Genomic DNA, 15,998 nt, shown 5'->3' with positions numbered 1-15,998 from the left:
ATCCCCCATTGATGATGCTGCCGGGTGCCGGGCATCCGCGATGCGGTACGACGCTGCGGATCTTCAGTCCGTTGCGGTGGCATCGTCGCCCGTCATTCCATCGGTCAAGGCGCGCACGCTCTCCGGCTGCAGTTCCGGCGGCAGCGCCTTGCGCGCCTTGCTGCCGAGTTCGGCCAGGCGGCGGGCGCGGTTGGACACCGACTGCGGCGACTCGGTGAGGCGGTTGCGCGCCTGGGCAAAGGCCTTGCCCGCGTCCTCCAGCTTCCTGCCGACCATGTCGAACTCGGCCAGGAAGGCGACCAGCGCGTCGAGCACCTTGCCGCCGGTGTCGCTGATCTCCAGCGCCTGGCGCTGCACCTTGTCGCGCGTCCACAGCCGCTCGGTGACGCGCAGCAGCGCCATCAGTGTGTTCGGCGAAGCGAACACCACGCGGCGATCGAACGCATAGGACTGCAGGTCCATGTCCACGCCGAGCGCGGCAGAGAGCGCGCCTTCGATCGGGACGAAGGCGATGGTCACGTCCAGTGCGTCACCGCCGATGGCCTTGGGGTAGTTCTTGTCGCCCAGGTCCTTGACGTGCTGGCGCAGGCCGATGGCATGGCGGCGCAGGGCTTCGTCCTGCTGCTCGGGCGTGGCCGCGTTCATCGCTTCCTGCCAGGCGATGAGGTTGACCTTGCTATCGATCACCACCGCGCGCTGGTCGGGGAAACGCACCACCACGTCCGGGCGCAGGCTGTCGCCTTCGTCGGTGGTGGCATGCGCCTGGCGCTCGTAGTGGATGCCCTCTTCCAGGCCGGAGCCGCGCAGCACGTTGTCGAGCATCAGTTCGCCCCAGTCGCCGCGCACCTTGGCGCTGCCCTTCAGCGCGCTGGTCAGCGCGGCGGCCTGCGCCGCCATGTCCTGGTTGAGGGTCTTGAGCTCACCCACCGCGCCGAGCAGGCTGGCGCGCTCGCGCGCCTCTTCACCGTACAGGGTGTCCACCCGCTGCCGGAACTCGCCCAGCTTGTCGGCGAACGGCTTGAGCAGGGTCTCGATGTCGGCGCGCGACTGGCCGGTGGCCAGGCGCACGTTCTTCTCGAACTGCTGGCCCTTCTCGTCGAACACCTTGGCGGCCAGTTCGGTGAAGGCGCCGGACAGGTTCTCGCGCGCGGCGGCGATCCAGTCGCGCAGCTGTTCCTGCGCCTGTCGCGCATGCTGCAGCTCGGCCTGCAGGCGCGCGCTGTCGGCCTGCGCGGTGTGCAGGGCCTGGCGCTCGCGTTCCAGCGACGCGCTCAGTTCGGCGAGCTGCGCGCGGGCGTCGGCCAGCGCCGCCTCGCGCTCGGCCAGGCGCACCGCGGCCTCGGCCGATTGCGTGGCTTCGCGTTCGATGCGCTGGTTCAGGGCGGCCAGCTGGCGTGCCTGCTCGGCCTGTTCGCGACGCTCGTGTTCCATTTCCGCGGCCAGCGATTCCAGGCGCCCGCGCAGCTGGCCGGCGTCGATGGCGGCGGCGTTGGCGCGCTGGCGTTCGGCGTCCAGGTCGCGGGCGAGCGCTTCGGCGTGCCCGTTGCCGCCAATGCGACGGAACAGGACCACCAGCAGCACGATGACGGCCAGCAGCAGGCCGGCCAGGATCAGGGTTTCGGTTTGCATGGGGCAAAGTGTAGCCCCGCGCGTCTCATCGGCTGCGCCGCTTCTGCGATCATGTGCACCCCACGCGCATTCCCGCCCGCCATGAAGCCGTTGCTGCTGTCCTGCCTGTTACTGCTGTCGCCGGTCGCCGCGGCGGGTTCGCAGACGATCACCTCGCCCGCCCCCATTCCCGCGGGCGATGCACGGCCCAGGGTGTTCCTGGCCGGCAGCATCGAGATGGGCAGGGCCGGCGACTGGCAGCAGCAGGTGCAGCAGGCGCTGGCCGACGAGGACGTGGTGCTGCTCAACCCACGCCGCGCCGACTGGAACCCGGCCTGGCGCGCCGAGGCCGACGAGCCGGAGTTCCGTCGCCAGGTGGAATGGGAGCTGGCAGCACTGGAACAGGCCGACATCGTGCTGATGTACTTCGCGCCGGGCACGCAGAGCCCGGTCACCCTGCTCGAGTTCGGCCTGTATGCGCGCTCGAGCAAGCTGCTGGTGGCCGCGCCGGCGGGTTTCTGGCGCAAGGGCAATCTGGACATCACCGGCGACCGCTACCAGGTACCGCGGCATGACGACCTGCAGGCGCTGATCGCCGCGGTGAAACAGCGCCTTGCCATGCAGCGCGCGCGCTGAGCCGGCCGGGACCAACGCCATGCCGTGGATGGGCATCAACGACCTGGGCACCTTCGTGGTGGCCGTCATCCTGTTCCTGATGCTGCCCGGGCCGGGCACCTTCACCCTGCTCACCGCCACCGCGCGCGGCGGCGTGCGCGCCGGCTACGCGACGCTGGCCGGGTTGATGCTGGGCGACCAGATCCTGATCGCCATCGCCGCCACCGGCGTGGCCGCGCTGCTGAAGGCACATCCGCTGCTGTTCGCCGGGCTGCGCTACGTCGGCGCGGCCTACCTGGTCTGGGTCGGCCTGCAACTGCTGCGCGAACCGGCCGCCGCGGCCGGCGCCACGGCGCAGCAGTGGGGCCGGCGCTGGTTCCGGCAGGCGTTGCTGGTGGGCGTGCTCAACCCCAAGGCGATCCTGTTCTACATGGCGTTCTTCCCGCTGTTCATCGACCCGGCCACGCAGCGTGGCGCGTTGACCCTGGGGCTGATGGCCGGGTTGATCGCGGTACTGAGCGTGGGCTGGTGCTCGGTGCTGATCTTCGGCGGCCAGTTCATCGCCCGGCGCCTGGCCGGGTACCCACGCGTGGGCGTGTGGCTGCGGCGCGCGGTCGGCGTATGCTTGATCGCATTCGGGGTACGGCTCGGGCTGGAAGGCTGAGCCCCGGCGCCGGGAGGTCGGCATGCCCATCCATTGCAAGCGCGCCTACGAACCGGCCAGCGACGGCGACGGCCAGCGCTTCCTGGTCGACCGCCTGTGGCCGCGCGGGGTCAGCCGCGCCCAGCTGCAGGCGCAGTGGCTCAGGGACGTGGCGCCCAGCGACGCGCTGCGGCAGTGGTTCGACCACCGCGCCGAGCGCTGGGACGCGTTCCGCCAGCGCTACTGGGGCGAGCTGGCCGCGCAGCCACGGCTGCTGGCGCCGCTGCGCGACGCGCTGGACGCCGGGCCGGTGACCCTGGTGTACGCCGCCCGCGACACCGAACACAACCAGGCCGTGGCCCTGCGCGAGTACCTGCTGGCGCATCCGCGCCGCGCGTAGGTACGGGGTTTGCCGCGGCGCGCCATCGGCGAAGCCCGGCGCAGTGAGCCCCCATGGCCACGACGTGGATGCGCCGCATCTTGCCGGCAGGTCCTGTCCCCGCCATCGCCCGCAGGCGCTGCGTGGGGCGCCGTGCCCCGCTTCGTCCACGCCGCCCCCTAGGCGCATTGGCGGGCGGCGCCATCAACACCTGGCTGGCGGCTTTTGTGCCGGATCCGTCGCCCCGGCTACCGCCCATCGCCAAAGCCCATGAAAGCAACGGGAAATTCTGGCTTTGCTGCGCTGCGTTCGGCGAAACTCGGCCCCTTTCCCGAATACCACGAACCGCGAGGTCCGCATGCAGTCCTGGCTCCGGCGCAAATCCATCGACCAGCTCACCCAGCACGAGGAAGGCCGCCGCCTGATCCCGTCGCTGAGCTGGCCCCACCTGGTCGCGCTGGGCATCGGCGCCATCGTCGGCACCGGCATCTACACCCTGATCGGCGTGGGTGCGGACAAGGCCGGCCCGGCAGTGCTGATCTCGTTCATCGTCGCCGGCATCGTCTGCGCCTGCGCGGCGCTGGCCTATGCCGAACTGTCGACGATGATGCCGGCTGCCGGCAGCGCCTATACCTACAGCTACAGCGCGCTGGGCGAGACCATCGCCTGGGTGGTGGGCTGGAGCCTGATCCTGGAATACTCGCTGGTGGTCAGCACGGTGGCGGTGGGTTGGTCCGGCTATTTCGTCGGCTTCCTGGAATGGCTGCACACCTCCTTCGGCTGGAACGTGGTGCTGCCGCCATCGCTGGCCGCGGGCCCGCACGTGGAAGGCGGCTTCCTCAACGTGCCGGCCATCGTCATCACCTTCCTGGTCGCCGGCATGCTGATCGCCGGCACCCGCGAGAGCGCCACGGTCAACGCGGTGCTGGTGGTGCTCAAGCTGATCGCGCTGGCGGTGTTCGTGTGGGTGGCACTGCCGGCGTTCGACCCGGCCAACCTGCAGCCCTTCATGCCCTATGGCTTCCCCAAGTCGCTCGGTCCGGACGGGGTCGAGCGCGGGGTGATGGCCGCGGCGGCGATCATCTTCTTCGCCTTCTACGGCTTCGATGCGATCTCCACCGCCGCCGAGGAAACCAAGAACCCCAGGCGCGACCTGTCGATCGGCATCATCGGCTCGATGGTCGGCTGCACCCTGATCTATCTGCTGGTGGCGCTGGCCGCGGTCGGCGCCATGAGCTACACGGTGTTCGGCAAGAGCGCCGAGCCGCTGGCACTGATCATGCGCGAACTGGGCCACGGCACCGCCGCGCTGGTGATCGGCGTGGTCGCGATCATCGCCCTACCTACCGTGCTGCTGGCGTTCTTCTACGGCCAGAGCCGCATCTTCTTCGTGATGTCGCGCGATGGCCTGCTGCCGCGCGGGCTGTCGCTGGTGAACCCGCGCACCGGCACCCCGGTGACCATCACCGTGTTCACCGCGGTGCTGGTGGCCGCGCTGGCCGGGGTGGCGCGGCTGGACGAGATCGCCGCGCTGGCCAATGCCGGCACCCTGGCCGCGTTCACCGCGGTCGGCCTGTGCCTGCTGGTGCTGCGCCGGCGCGAACCCGGCCGCGCGCGTACCTTCCGCACGCCGCTGGCGTGGGTGGTCGGCCCGATCGCGATCCTGGGCTGCATCTACCTGTTCTTCAGCCTGCCCACCCGCACCCAGCTGTGATTCGCGCTGTGGAACGTGTTCGGTCTGGTGGTCTACGTGCTCTACAGCCGCCGCAATGCGGTGCTCGGCAAGCAGCCGGGCTGACCCCGGCGGCGACCCCGGCACGCGGCGGGGCAACGTGCGTTGACCCACGCGGGCAACGCACGCGCGCGGCGACCGCCGCGGCTTCGTGCCCGGTTACGCAGCGCAGCGCGGCCCCATCCCAGGGAAACGGCGGCGGCCAATCACGGCCGCGGACAGCGCGGCCACGCGACGCAGCGGTGGCAATGGCGACCGGTTACTTCGCGGCGTTCTTCGCCGCGTAGTCCTGCGCCTGGCGCATCACCCGCAGCACGTTGCCGCTCCAGATATTGGCGATCTGCGCATCGCTCAGGCCGCGGCGCTGCAGCCAGGCGGTGATCTTGGGCAGGTCGGTGACGTCGCGCATGCCCGGCAGGCCGCCACCGCCGTCCCAGTCCATGCCGATGCCGACGTGGTCGGGGCCGACGACATCGAGCAGGTGGGCGAAATGGACGAAGAAGTCGTCCAGCGTCGCCCGCCGCCGCGGCAGGCGCTGGTCCAGCTCGGCCATCCCCCGCGCCAGCGCCACGCCCTGCTCGATCGGCATGCCATCCCAGCCGCCGAGCCGCTTTTCGAGGTCTTCCTCGGCCTGCTTGCGCTCCGGGCTGGGGGTCTCGTCGAGCAGGTAGCCGCCGTAGGCGTTGACCTGGATCACCCCGCCCTTGGCGGCGAGCTGGCGCAGGCGCGCGTCGTCCAGGTTGCGCGGATGGTCGAACACCGCCTTGGCGGCGCTGTGCGAGAGGATGAACGGCACCGGCAGCATCGCCGCCAGGTCATCGAACACCGCGTCGGACGCATGCGACTGGTCGATCACGATGCCCAGCCGCACCGCCTCCTGCACCAGCGCCTTGCCGGCCGGGCTCAGGCCCTTCCACTCCGCGCCCTTGGGGTCGGTGGCCGAATCGGCGAACTCGTTGTTGGCGAAGTGCACGGTGGACAGCAGGCGCAGCCCGGCCTTGTGGTAGAAGCCCAGCAGCGACGGGTCGGCCACCAGCGGGCTGCCGTTCTCCATGCTGATGTAGACCACGCGCTTGCCGGCGGCCTTGATCCGCGCGGCATCGTCGGCGGTGAGCGCCAGCTGGAAGCGGTCCGGGTGCGCGGCCAGCATTTCGCGGATCTCGATCAGCCGCATCAGGCCGTGGTCGCGCTCGGCCAGGTGCGCGGCGGGGCTGCGGTCGCCCTGGTCGGTGTAGATCGCCCAGAAGCCGCCGTCGAGCGCGCCGTCGAGCATGCGCGGGTAATCCACCTGCGACAGCGCGTTGTGGTCGTGGCGGTGCAGGATGTCGAAGCCGGGCCGGGCCAGGTTGGCCGGGGTATCCAGGTGGCTGTCCAGGGTCAGCAGGCGCTGCTGCAGGGCCTTGGCGCGGGCCAGTTCGGCCTGGGTGAATTCGACCGCCTGGGCGGACAACGGGGCGCCCAGCGCCAGGGCGAGCAGCAGGGACAGACGACGCAGCGACATGCGGGCCTCGGCTTCGGGGAAAGGCCACGACCATACCGCCGCCACGGCGCGGACCGGTAGTACCCGCCGTTGCTACAGCCATAGCCGCCGGGCATGGCACCCGATCCGCGCGCTATGGGAGCGACCGTTGCCGCTCCCCTGGAATGCCCGGCTCAGTCCACCACGCGGCAGAACACCGCCTTGAGGTAGCGCGATTCCTGCACGTGCGCCATGAACGGATGGTCCGGGCCGGCGCCGGCCACCTTCAGGATCTGCAGGGTGCGGCCGGCGTAGAACGCGGCGCGGCGCAGCATGTCCAGGAACTGCTCCTCGGACACCAGGCCGGTGCAGGAGAAGGTGGCGAACAGGCCGCCGGGCTTGACCACGCCCAGCGCCAGCTTGTTCATGTCCAGGTACTTCTTCAGCGCGTTGATCACCTGGTCGCGGTCGCGGGTCATCTTGGCCGGATCCAGGATCACCACGTCGTACTGTTCGCCGCGGTTGGCGGCATCGCGCAGCCACGGGAAGATGTCGGCCTGCACGAACTTCGGCTTGGCGTTGTTGAGCCGGGCGTTGCCCTTGGCGATCTGGATCACGTCCTGGTCGATGTCCACGCCCAACACCTCGCTGGCGCCGCGCGCGGCCGCGTACACGGCGAAGCCGCCGGTGTTGCAGCACAGGTCCAGCACGCTCCTGCCTTCGACCTGCTGGCTCAGCCACTGCCGGTTCTCGCGCTGGTCGGCGAAAAAGCCGGTCTTGTGCGCGCCGGCCGGGTCAGCACGGAACTTGATGCCGTACTCGGTGATGACCGCCGGTTCGGTGGTGGTGTTGCCGTGGAAATCGAAGCTCTCCTGCTTCTGCACGTGTTCGTCGGCGAAGCTGTGGAAGCGGCAACCCGGGAACTGCGCGCGCAGCGCCTCGTAGATCCATTCGCGGTGGCGGAACATGCCGGCGGCGAAGAACTCGACCACGATCAGGTCGTCGTAGCGGTCCACCACCAGCCCGGACAGGCCGTCGCCCTCGCTGTGCACCACGCGCCACGCGTTGGATACCTGGTCCAGCTTGAGCACGTCACGACGCAGCGACACCGCGTCGGCGATCCTGGCGGCGAACCAGGCCTGGTCCACGTCCACGTCGCGGCGGGTTTCCAGGATGCGCACGGCGATGCGCGAGTGGCCGTTGTAGAAGCCGCGGCCGATCCACTCCCCATCCACCCCGACCACGTCGACGATGGTGCCGGGCTTGGGCTTGGCGACGGGCTTTTCGACCAGCTTCTGGAAAATCCACGGGTGGCTGGAGCGCCACGCGTTCTTCAGGCGTACGACGGGAAGGGGGGTATTCATGGGCGCCATTGTAACGGGCGCCGGGCCGCCGCCGCGGCGCATTCATTGACGGCAAAGCGTCAAGCCGGCACTATCGGCGGCTGAAGGGGAGTAGCTCCCAGACGTTGTCGCCGTCAGTTCGAGCCGCAAGGCTCCGGTGCAACGGCAGTCCCGGCCCCGGGACTGTGAGCAAGACCTTCGCCGCATAGGCGAAGCTCTGTCCCCGGTCTCCCCGATTCCGTGTCCAGTTCTTGGCCCCTGCGGTTCCCAGAACCTCCACATGACCGGAACTCCCATGATCCAGACAATCGGTAATCCCTGGCTTTGGGGCGGCTTCGTCGCCGTCGTCATCGCCGCCCTGTTGATCGACCTGGTGCTGATGCGCCACGGCGGCCCGCACAAGGTGACCTTCAAGGAAGCCCTGCTGTGGTCGATCGGCTGGGTCGCCCTGGCCCTGGCCTTCAACGCCGGCCTCTGGTACTACCTGAACGAGACCGCCGGTACCGCGGTGGCCAATGAAATCGGCCTGCAGTTCCTGACCGGCTACCTGATCGAAAAGGCGCTGGCGGTCGACAACATCTTCGTCTTCCTGCTGATCATGGGCTACTTCGCGGTGCCCGAGACGGCGCGGCAGCGCGTGCTGATCATCGGCATCCTGGGTGCCATTGCGCTGCGTACGGTGATGATCTTCGCCGGCACCGTGCTGGTCAGCCAGTTCCATTGGCTGCTTTACGTGTTCGGCGCGTTCCTGCTGTTCACCGGCTGGAAGATGTGGTTCGCCGCCGGCCAGGAACCGAGCCTGGACGACAACCCCGCGCTGAAGTTCATGCGCCGGCACCTGCGCATCACCCATGAGTACAACGGCAACCGCCTGATGGCCGAGAAGAACGGCGTGCGCTGGTTCACCCCGATGTTCGTGGTGCTGGTGCTGATCGCGGTCACCGACGTGATCTTCGCGGTGGATTCGATCCCGGCGATCTTCGCCATCACCACCGACCCGTTCATCGTGCTGACCTCCAACGTGTTCGCGGTGCTGGGCCTGCGCGCGATGTTCTTCCTGCTGGCCGGCATGGCCGACCGCTTCCACCTGCTGCCGTACGGCCTGGCGGTGATCCTGGGCTTCATCGGCGCCAAGATGCTGCTGATCGACCTGTACAAGATCCCGGTGCCGGTGTCGCTGGGCGTGGTCGCCGCGATCCTGCTGGTGACGATGGTGCTGAGCCTGAAGCTGCCGCCCAAGGGCGGGCACAAGGCCTGACCCGGAACCGGCACACGCCGCGATTGTCCCGCCGGTGGTACGCCGGCGTCCCGAGGCGGCGCCCTTGCATTCACTGCAGGGCGCCGCAATCCCGGAAGCCATGGACACTTCCAACACGCCAGACACCGGCCAGACCTCGGCCACCGACCGCAGCAGCGACCGCCGTCGCGTGCTGCGCGCCTTCAACCTGAGCCTGGGTTTCGTGCTGCTGCTGGTGGCGATGTTCGCGCTGCAGCAGACCGGCTGGGACTGGCGGCCCTGGGCGGTGGGCCCGCACGACACCGCGGGCCTGTTGGGGCTGCTCGGCGCGCCGCTGCTGCACGGTTCCATCGAACACCTGGCGGCCAACGCGGCCGCGCTGCTGATCCTGGGAACCCTGGCCGGCGCCGTCTACCCGAAGGCGACGCTGCGCGCGTTGCCACTGCTGTGGCTGGGCTCGGGCGTCGGTGCGTGGATGCTGGGCGAGCCCGGCAGCCACCACCTCGGCGCCAGCGGCATCACCCATGGCCTGATGTTCCTGGTGCTGGGGTTGGGCCTGCTGCGCCGCGACCGCGCCGCGATCGCCGCCGGCATGATCGGCGTGCTGTTCTACGGGGGCATGGTGATGACCGTGCTGCCGCACGAGCCCGGCGTGTCGTGGCAGTCGCATATGGGTGGCGCGGCCGCCGGCGTGATCGCCGCCCTGCTGTTCCGCCATGCCGACCCGCTGGCACCGCGCAAGCGCTACAGCTGGGAGGACGAGGACGAACAGGACGACGCCGATGCGCCGCTGGCCGATGCCGAGCTGGAGCCGCCGTCGCCCGGCCAGGTGCCGGTGCTGTGGCAGCCGCGCGAGGGCCGCGACTACGAGGTGGTGGTGCAGCTGCGCCCGCGCCCGCGCCGCGACCCGTCGTGACCGGGCATCAGCCGGCGCCGCCGGCAACGGGGCCATCGCCGTCCACCGCGCGGCGGCCCAGCGCCGGGTCGTCGGTGAAGAAGGCATCGATCCCGGCCCGCAGATAGGCACGGATCTCGGCGATGGACCCCTGTGGGTTGCGCGCATCGGCTGCGCCCTGGCGCAGGTCCGGCGGCAGGAACGGGTTTTCCGGGCGGAAGGTATAGGCCACCACCTGCAGGCCGGCGGCATGCGCGTCGGCGATCAGTGGCGTGGGCGCGGCCAACCGCCCCTGCGCATCCAGCGGCAGCAGCGCGCGGCGCTCGACGCCGATCGCATCGGCATAGCCGGCCACCTCGCGCAGGCCGGCCGGCGTGGCCATGCGCGCGTAGGTCAGCTCGCCACCGGCCAGTGCCACGTCGGCAGGCTGCGCCTGGGCGTCGCCCAGCAGCTGCAGCAGGCGGATGTTGGACTGGCGGCCGATGCGCGCGCGCAGCTGGCGCAGGTTGGCGGTCTCGAACGACTGCACCAGTACCGGTGCGACACGGGTGTAGGGATTGCCGCGCAGGGCGTCGAGCAGGCGCTCCTCCATCGCCAGGCCGATGCCGCGGAAGTAACTGCCGTGCTTGATCTCCGGCGCCAGGCCGATGCCGCGCCCGCTGCGCCGCGCCTGCTGCACCAGGAACTCGAGGATCTCGTCCAGGGTGGCAATGCGGAACTCGCCGTCGAACGCGGTGCCGCGCAGCTCCGGCAGGCGCTCGCGGGCATGCAGGGTCTTCAGTTCGGCCAGGGTGAAGTCTTCGGTGAACCAGCCCTCGACGCGCCTGCCGTCGATAACCTTGCTGGTGCGCCGGGCGGCGAACTCCGGGTGCGCGGCGACATCGGTGGTGGCGCCGATCTCGTTCTCGTGGCGCGCGACCATCACCCCGTCGCGGGTCATCACCAGGTCCGGCTCGATGTAGTCGGCGCCATCGACGATGGCCTGCGCGTAGGACGCCAGGGTGTGCTCGGGCAGCAGCGCACTGGCGCCACGGTGCGCGTACACCGATACCTGCGGCGATGGGGGAACGGGAGCGGCGGCCATTGCCGTCGAGGATGCCATCATGCACAGCCCTGCCACCACCGCCATCACCGCTTTGCCGGACACCGCCCGCTCCTGTTGCCGTCATTGAAGGAAGCGGGAGTGTGCGGGGTGGATGTGACCGGCATGGGACATGGCCGCGGCCTGCGCCGCCACTGCCCGCATCGCGTGCGGCTGGCGTGATTCACGGCGGCAACCGGCACCAGCCGCCGGCGCCGGCATGCAGGCGGCCGCTGATGCCGATGCCACGCAGGAACGCTTCGTCATGTGCCGCCACCAGCAGCGTGCCCGGCCATTGCCGCAACAGCGCTTCCAGGGCCTGCGTCGCCTCCAGGTCGAGATGGTTGGCCGGTTCGTCGAGCAGCAACAACTGCGCCGGTGGCTGCGCGTACACGGCGCAGGCGAGCGCCAGCTTCATGCGCTCGCCGCCACTGAGCGCGGCGACCGGCGCGTCGGCGTGCCCGGCAGCCAGGCCCAGCAGCGCCAGCCGGGTGCGCAGCTCGGGTTCGGCCATGCCCGGGTTGGCATGGCGCAGCTGCTCCACCGCCGTACCCCGCGGCACCGGCAGGGACAGATGCTGGTCGAGCCAGGCATGCGCCACGTTGACCTGCACCGTGCCGTGTCGCGGCGCCATCCGTCCGGCCAGCAGCTGCAGCAGCACCGACTTGCCGCTGCCATTGCGGCCGGTGAGGGCCAGCCGCTCGCCCCGCCCCAGCAGCAGGTCGATCCGCGCCAGCGCACCTTCGACGAACGGCAGCACCACGTCCTGCAGTGCGGCCACCTTGGCGGGCGCAGCGCCGGCGGCGGCCGCCGGCAGCAACACCACCGGGGCCGCGGCCTCCACCTGCGCCGCCGCCTGCCGTACCTGTTCCTGCAGCTGCTCGCGTTGCTGTTGCCGTTGCAGCAGCGCCTTGCCGGCGCTGGCCTGCGCGCGCTGCTTCTGCCGGCCCAGCAGGATCGGTGCCTGGTTGGCATGCGCCGCTTCACGGTTGCCACGGGCGGCGCGACGCTCGCGTTGTTCCTGCTGCTCGCGCAGCATCCGTTCGCCCTGGCGGCGTTCGTGGCGCCGCTGTTGCAGCGTGTCCGCGGCCAGGCGCCGCTCTTCGCTGCTGCGCGCCGCGTAGAAGTCGTAGTTGCCACCATGGCTGCGCAGACCCAGCGAGGACAGCTCGACGATGCGCTGCATGTCGCCCAGCAGCTCGCGGTCGTGGCTGACCACCAGCAGACCGCGTGGCCAGCCCCGCAACTGGTCGCGCAGCAGCTGCCGGCCCGGCGCGTCGAGATGGTTCGTGGGCTCGTCGAGGATGAGGAAATCGGCATCCGACAGGAACGCGCCCGCCAGGGCCACGCGCATGCGCTGGCCGCCACTGAGCCGGCGCACCGGCGTATCGGCGGCGACGCCCTGCAGCTGCATCCGCTCCAGTGCGGCCTGCAGCTGTTCGCGCAGCTGCCAGCGCTCGCCCAGTGCTTCGAAATCGGCGGGGTCGCTGCTGCCCTGCTCGATACGATGCAGCGCCGCCAGCGCATCGCCCAGGCCGGCGAGTTCGGCGACGCTCGCGGTGGGCGACGCGTCGATCTGCTGCGGCAGCCACGCCACCGGCCCGGAGCGCAGGCAGCGCCCGCGGGTGGGCGCCAGGCGGCCGGCCAGCACCTGCGCCAGCACGCTCTTGCCCACGCCGTTGCGCCCGACCAGCCCGGTCGGGCGCGCGTCGAAGGTTTCGTCCAGATCGGAAAACAGCAGCCGGCCGTCGGGCAGCTGCCAGGAGACGCGTTCAAGCGTCAGGAAGGGAGTCGTGGTCATTGCATTCCATCCATGCCCGGATCACCCGGCTGCCAGCGGCAGCGGGACTTCGCGAGGCCTCGCCAGCGCGGGCTGGCAGGGCGGGCATCAATGGCGCATTGGACCGGACTCCTTCAGGGCCGCCCCCACGGCGGCCCGCGCAGACTAACCGGCTGCCGATGAACGTTTCAATGCCGGCGGCCGCTCACTTGCCGATGCAGAAGCGGAATTTCTGCCGCATGTCGTTGATTTTCAATACGATCATGGCGGTCCCGCAACGTGCTTGGACCTATTCTTGGACCCAAGTACCAAGTGTGTCCCTTGGTAGCGGCGGATGGCCCATCTTGGACGCTCCCCGCACTCTCGCCGCCGGTACAGCACGCCAGCAAGCGGTCTGATCAAGGACGGCGAACATGGCCACCGGCGTTCAACAACGTCCAATGACTGTAGTGGAGGCTCATTTTCCCACCTCCTGATCCAGAACACCAAGGATGTTGCGCCCTGCTTCAGCCCGAAAAACGGGAGGCACGCAGTTCGGATTGATGGCTGCGGCAGCGGTGATGCCGGGGTGAGATGACGGCTCCTTTGGCCAGTTGGCCGATACCGATAGGAGCCTCACCATGTCACATCAAACCTCAGACATCATCACCCCGAAAGCCCTGTTGCTCGATGAGCGGCTGACACCGCTGGAGCGCAACGCTTGGCTGACTTTCCGTGCGCTGGCCAGCAGCGACGGCACCGTGGTCCTCAGCTATGACGCGCTGCGCCAATACCTGCCCAGTGCACCAGGCAGCAAGCGGGCGGCCCTTGAAACCGTGTCCAGGGCCGTGCTGTGTCTGCGGCTGTCCACATGGATTGCGCTGGTCGAGTACCGCCGCAATCCGATGACCGGCTTCTCGATGGCCAGCCGCTATGCAGTGCGGAATCAGCCCCTCGCGTTCGACAGCGCCTGCATGGAGGACGAAGACTACCTGCCCCTGCTGGAACGGGCGCTCGGCCATGCCAGCACGACGATTCGCCAACTGGCGCAGTCCATTCTCGATGAGGCCATGCGTCATCCGGGCCGGTTGGACAAATTGCCTGCCGCCATGCGGGAACGGATCGGGCGCTTATGCAACCATGGCGATGACCACGATCCCGGCGGACCAGGCAGTTCCATCGCGCCCGAAACCGGCGCCCACATTCCGAAGCCCGTTCCGGCATCTGCGGCAGCAGTACGTACTGTAGAAAAAGAAGTATTGAAAAAAGTACATACATACTGGCCACAGTCCGAAGTGCAAATGTCTGGACCAGATGTGCCGAGGCGCTTCCGGCAATTGCCGCAGGATCAACAACGGAACCTGATGGTGCGCCTGCGGGGCCTGTCCCTGGAACAACGTTGGGCAGTGCTGGCCGAATGGGATGCGCGCTGCGAGTCAGGCACGGTGCACGACACCATCGCCTACCTCTATGGACTGATCAAGAAGGCGGTAGACGGCATGTTCAAGCTCTGGGCAGCGCGCAAGCCTGTGCCGCAGCAGACGCCCGAACCCGCAGTCAGCAGCAGCCTTCCTGATGCATCACCATCTACGCCTTCCCCATCGCCCAGCAGCCAGGTAGCAAAACCTGCGTCGCACGAGGTCGCACAGCGGCATCTGGAGCAGATCCGGCGCATGCTGAAGCTGCCACCCCAACCCATCGGGCAGATCATCGAGAACCTGACTGGCAACGGGCATCTGGTTCAACCTGGCGACCTGCCTGCTGCAGGTGGACTCGGACCCGCTGGCGCAACGTAAGAACCCCGGGCCGTCACTGCCCGCCGCAGTGACGGCCCGGCGAACTGCAGCAGGAATGCGGGTTGGCGCAGCATCGCATTGATGGCGGCGTACATGACGATGCCCCGGCACACTGGCCCAGCAACGACCTGCCGGTGGGTATGAACACCGAAACCCTGGCGCAGGTTCCTGCAAGCGCCGACCCGGCTCGCCGGATGGAACCATCCCAGGCACACCCAGGCTCGCTCGGTGTGCCGCCCTACCCATGGGCAGAGCCTTCCTCATCCTCGGCGTGATTCGTCTCGCCATCGTCGCAACACACATCCGCCGTACCAGGCACACGTCGCGGGTCGCCCGACCTGCCGGCTTCTTTCCACCACTGCACAACAGGAGGCACCCATCCCAGCACATCGCGTTGTCGTCCCTTGCAACTCTTCCGCCCGGCCTTCCCACAGGAAGCAAGGCGGACGCCTCATTCGAGGCCACAGGTGAACTGAGCACCTGGCCCTTGCCCCTCGGGGATCTCGCCTTGGCGAGTTGGCAAAAACACTGACCGTTTGCTTCTCAGCCCCGACAACCGATGGAACAACACCGCGATGGACGACCTGACCTATACCCTGCGCCAGCTCTGCCTGCGCAACCGCGACGGCAGCCACGCCACCCAGGCCGACCGGCAACGGTCGTTGAACCTGGCCGCTCGCCAACTACGCGAAGCAGGTTTCCGCCAGATGCGGGCTACTTCGCTCAAGGGCAAGCACGTCGAAACCCTGTTGCAGCGCTGGCAAGCCGAAGGTCTGTCGGCTGGCACTCTCAAGAACCGCATGGCGCACCTGCGCTGGTGGGCAGAGAAGGTCAGCAAGGCAGGCATCCTGCCAGCGGACAACACCAAATTGGGTATCCCTGACCGCCGCTATGTCACCAACGAAAGCAAGGCTAGGGAACTGGGCGACGGGCTGAACAGGATCACCGATCCACACGTCTGCATGAGCCTGCGCCTGCAAGCGGCCTTTGGCCTGCGGCGGGAAGAGTCCATCAAGTTCCAGCCCCGCTATGCCGACCGTGGCGACCATATCGCCATCAAAGGATCGTGGGCCAAAGGCGGACGCGAGCGGACGGTACCCGTCACGACGTCGGAACAGCGTGCAGTGCTGGACGAGGCCCATCGGCTGGCCGGCCCAGGTTCGCTGATCCCGGCGCACAAGACCTACATCCAGCAGCGGCATGTTTACGACGGCCAGTGCAAAGCAGCGGGGTTGAGCAACATGCACGGACTGCGGCATCGGTACGCGCAGATGCGGTATGAGGTGCTGACGGGATGGAAGGCACCAGCGGCGGGTGGCCTCAGTACGGTGCAATTGGATTCGTCTCAACACCTGCTGGATCAGCAAGCCCGGCAACAGCTAAGCCGAGAGCTGGGACATGAGCGTGCGACAATAACAGCGATATACCTGGGAACATGAGATCCCAATCAG

12 protein-coding genes and 1 pseudogene are annotated in these 15,998 nt (G+C 68.8%); 8 read left to right on the top strand and 5 right to left on the bottom strand.

What is annotated here, in order from left to right; all coding sequences use genetic code 11:
• Positions 1–63: 63 nt before the first annotated feature.
• Positions 64–1,629 (bottom strand): DNA recombination protein RmuC, encoded by a 1,566-nt coding sequence (rmuC, locus tag MKP15_RS13325; protein WP_240213026.1) that lies wholly within the window; start codon positions 1,627–1,629, stop codon positions 64–66.
• A gap of 81 nt (positions 1,630–1,710) precedes the next feature.
• On the opposite strand from rmuC, the gene MKP15_RS13320 reads away from it, so the two are divergent.
• The 4 genes and pseudogenes from MKP15_RS13320 to MKP15_RS13305 all read left to right on the top strand — a co-directional run bounded on the left by MKP15_RS13320 (position 1,711) and on the right by MKP15_RS13305 (position 5,043).
• A complete protein-coding gene (locus tag MKP15_RS13320) occupies positions 1,711–2,244 on the top strand; it encodes a nucleoside 2-deoxyribosyltransferase domain-containing protein (RefSeq protein ID WP_240213024.1) in 534 nt (177 codons plus the stop codon).
• A gap of 19 nt (positions 2,245–2,263) precedes the next feature.
• Complete coding sequence (gene leuE / locus MKP15_RS13315) at positions 2,264–2,887, top strand: leucine efflux protein LeuE (RefSeq protein ID WP_104940046.1); 624 nt, start codon at positions 2,264–2,266, stop codon at positions 2,885–2,887.
• Positions 2,888–2,909: 22 nt separating this feature from the next.
• A complete protein-coding gene (locus tag MKP15_RS13310; RefSeq protein ID WP_240213023.1) occupies positions 2,910–3,266 on the top strand; it encodes a DUF488 family protein in 357 nt (118 codons plus the stop codon).
• A 337-nt stretch (positions 3,267–3,603) separates the two neighbouring features.
• Positions 3,604–5,043, top strand: a pseudogene (locus tag MKP15_RS13305) (amino acid permease).
• Between the two features lie 193 nt (positions 5,044–5,236).
• On the opposite strand, the gene MKP15_RS13300 reads toward MKP15_RS13305, so the two are convergent.
• Together MKP15_RS13300 and MKP15_RS13295 are read right to left on the bottom strand one after the other, a co-directional pair.
• Complete coding sequence (locus MKP15_RS13300) at positions 5,237–6,478, bottom strand: dipeptidase (RefSeq protein ID WP_240213021.1); 1,242 nt, start codon at positions 6,476–6,478, stop codon at positions 5,237–5,239.
• Positions 6,479–6,630: 152 nt separating this feature from the next.
• Positions 6,631–7,800, bottom strand: coding sequence for a class I SAM-dependent rRNA methyltransferase (locus MKP15_RS13295; RefSeq protein ID WP_161614244.1), 1,170 nt, complete (start codon positions 7,798–7,800; stop codon positions 6,631–6,633).
• Between the two features lie 277 nt (positions 7,801–8,077).
• Here MKP15_RS13295 and MKP15_RS13290 point away from each other — a divergent pair, with 277 nt between their 5' ends.
• Complete coding sequence (locus MKP15_RS13290; protein WP_240213109.1) at positions 8,078–9,037, top strand: TerC family protein; 960 nt, start codon at positions 8,078–8,080, stop codon at positions 9,035–9,037.
• Between the two features lie 100 nt (positions 9,038–9,137).
• Positions 9,138–9,932, top strand: a complete 795-nt coding sequence (locus MKP15_RS13285) for a rhomboid family intramembrane serine protease (protein ID WP_104940051.1) — start codon at positions 9,138–9,140, stop codon at positions 9,930–9,932.
• Between the two features lie 7 nt (positions 9,933–9,939).
• On the opposite strand, the gene MKP15_RS13280 is transcribed toward MKP15_RS13285, so the two are convergent.
• Both MKP15_RS13280 and MKP15_RS13275 read right to left on the bottom strand, forming a co-directional pair.
• Entirely contained in the window at positions 9,940–11,016 is a 1,077-nt protein-coding gene (locus MKP15_RS13280) for a glycerophosphodiester phosphodiesterase (RefSeq protein WP_240213108.1), read from the bottom strand.
• 160 nt (positions 11,017–11,176) lie between these two features.
• Positions 11,177–12,793, bottom strand: a complete 1,617-nt coding sequence (locus MKP15_RS13275; protein ID WP_240213020.1) for an ATP-binding cassette domain-containing protein — start codon at positions 12,791–12,793, stop codon at positions 11,177–11,179.
• A 599-nt stretch (positions 12,794–13,392) separates the two neighbouring features.
• Here MKP15_RS13275 and MKP15_RS13270 point away from each other — a divergent pair.
• Positions 13,393–14,547 carry an STY4528 family pathogenicity island replication protein gene (locus tag MKP15_RS13270; RefSeq protein WP_240213019.1) on the top strand — a complete coding sequence of 385 codons (1,155 nt, stop codon included), beginning with the start codon at positions 13,393–13,395 and terminating at the stop codon, positions 14,545–14,547.
• A 575-nt stretch (positions 14,548–15,122) separates the two neighbouring features.
• Entirely contained in the window at positions 15,123–15,986 is an 864-nt protein-coding gene (locus MKP15_RS13265; protein ID WP_240213017.1) for a phage integrase N-terminal domain-containing protein, read from the top strand.
• Positions 15,987–15,998 lie beyond the last annotated feature (12 nt).

This window comes from Stenotrophomonas sp. Y6, assembly GCF_022436665.1.
GTDB classification, from domain to species: domain Bacteria; phylum Pseudomonadota; class Gammaproteobacteria; order Xanthomonadales; family Xanthomonadaceae; genus Stenotrophomonas; species Stenotrophomonas acidaminiphila_A.
This window is presented reverse-complemented; position numbering and strand designations above follow the sequence as displayed.

Excerpts from the sequence above, each read along its gene's own strand:
- MKP15_RS13300 (WP_240213021.1), bottom strand. The coding sequence starts at position 6,478 with ATGTCGCTGCGTCGTCTGTCCCTGCTGCTCGCCCTGGCGCTGGGCGCC.
- MKP15_RS13280 (WP_240213108.1), bottom strand. The coding sequence starts at position 11,016 with ATGATGGCATCCTCGACGGCAATGGCCGCCGCTCCCGTTCCCCCATCG.
- MKP15_RS13295 (WP_161614244.1), bottom strand. The coding sequence starts at position 7,800 with ATGAATACCCCCCTTCCCGTCGTACGCCTGAAGAACGCGTGGCGCTCC.
- MKP15_RS13310 (WP_240213023.1), top strand. The coding sequence starts at position 2,910 with ATGCCCATCCATTGCAAGCGCGCCTACGAACCGGCCAGCGACGGCGAC.
- rmuC (WP_240213026.1), bottom strand. The coding sequence starts at position 1,629 with ATGCAAACCGAAACCCTGATCCTGGCCGGCCTGCTGCTGGCCGTCATC.
- MKP15_RS13265 (WP_240213017.1), top strand. The coding sequence starts at position 15,123 with ATGGACGACCTGACCTATACCCTGCGCCAGCTCTGCCTGCGCAACCGC.
- MKP15_RS13270 (WP_240213019.1), top strand. The coding sequence starts at position 13,393 with ATGTCACATCAAACCTCAGACATCATCACCCCGAAAGCCCTGTTGCTC.
- MKP15_RS13320 (WP_240213024.1), top strand. The coding sequence starts at position 1,711 with ATGAAGCCGTTGCTGCTGTCCTGCCTGTTACTGCTGTCGCCGGTCGCC.
- leuE (WP_104940046.1), top strand. The coding sequence starts at position 2,264 with ATGCCGTGGATGGGCATCAACGACCTGGGCACCTTCGTGGTGGCCGTC.
- MKP15_RS13285 (WP_104940051.1), top strand. The coding sequence starts at position 9,138 with ATGGACACTTCCAACACGCCAGACACCGGCCAGACCTCGGCCACCGAC.
- MKP15_RS13275 (WP_240213020.1), bottom strand. The coding sequence starts at position 12,793 with ATGACCACGACTCCCTTCCTGACGCTTGAACGCGTCTCCTGGCAGCTG.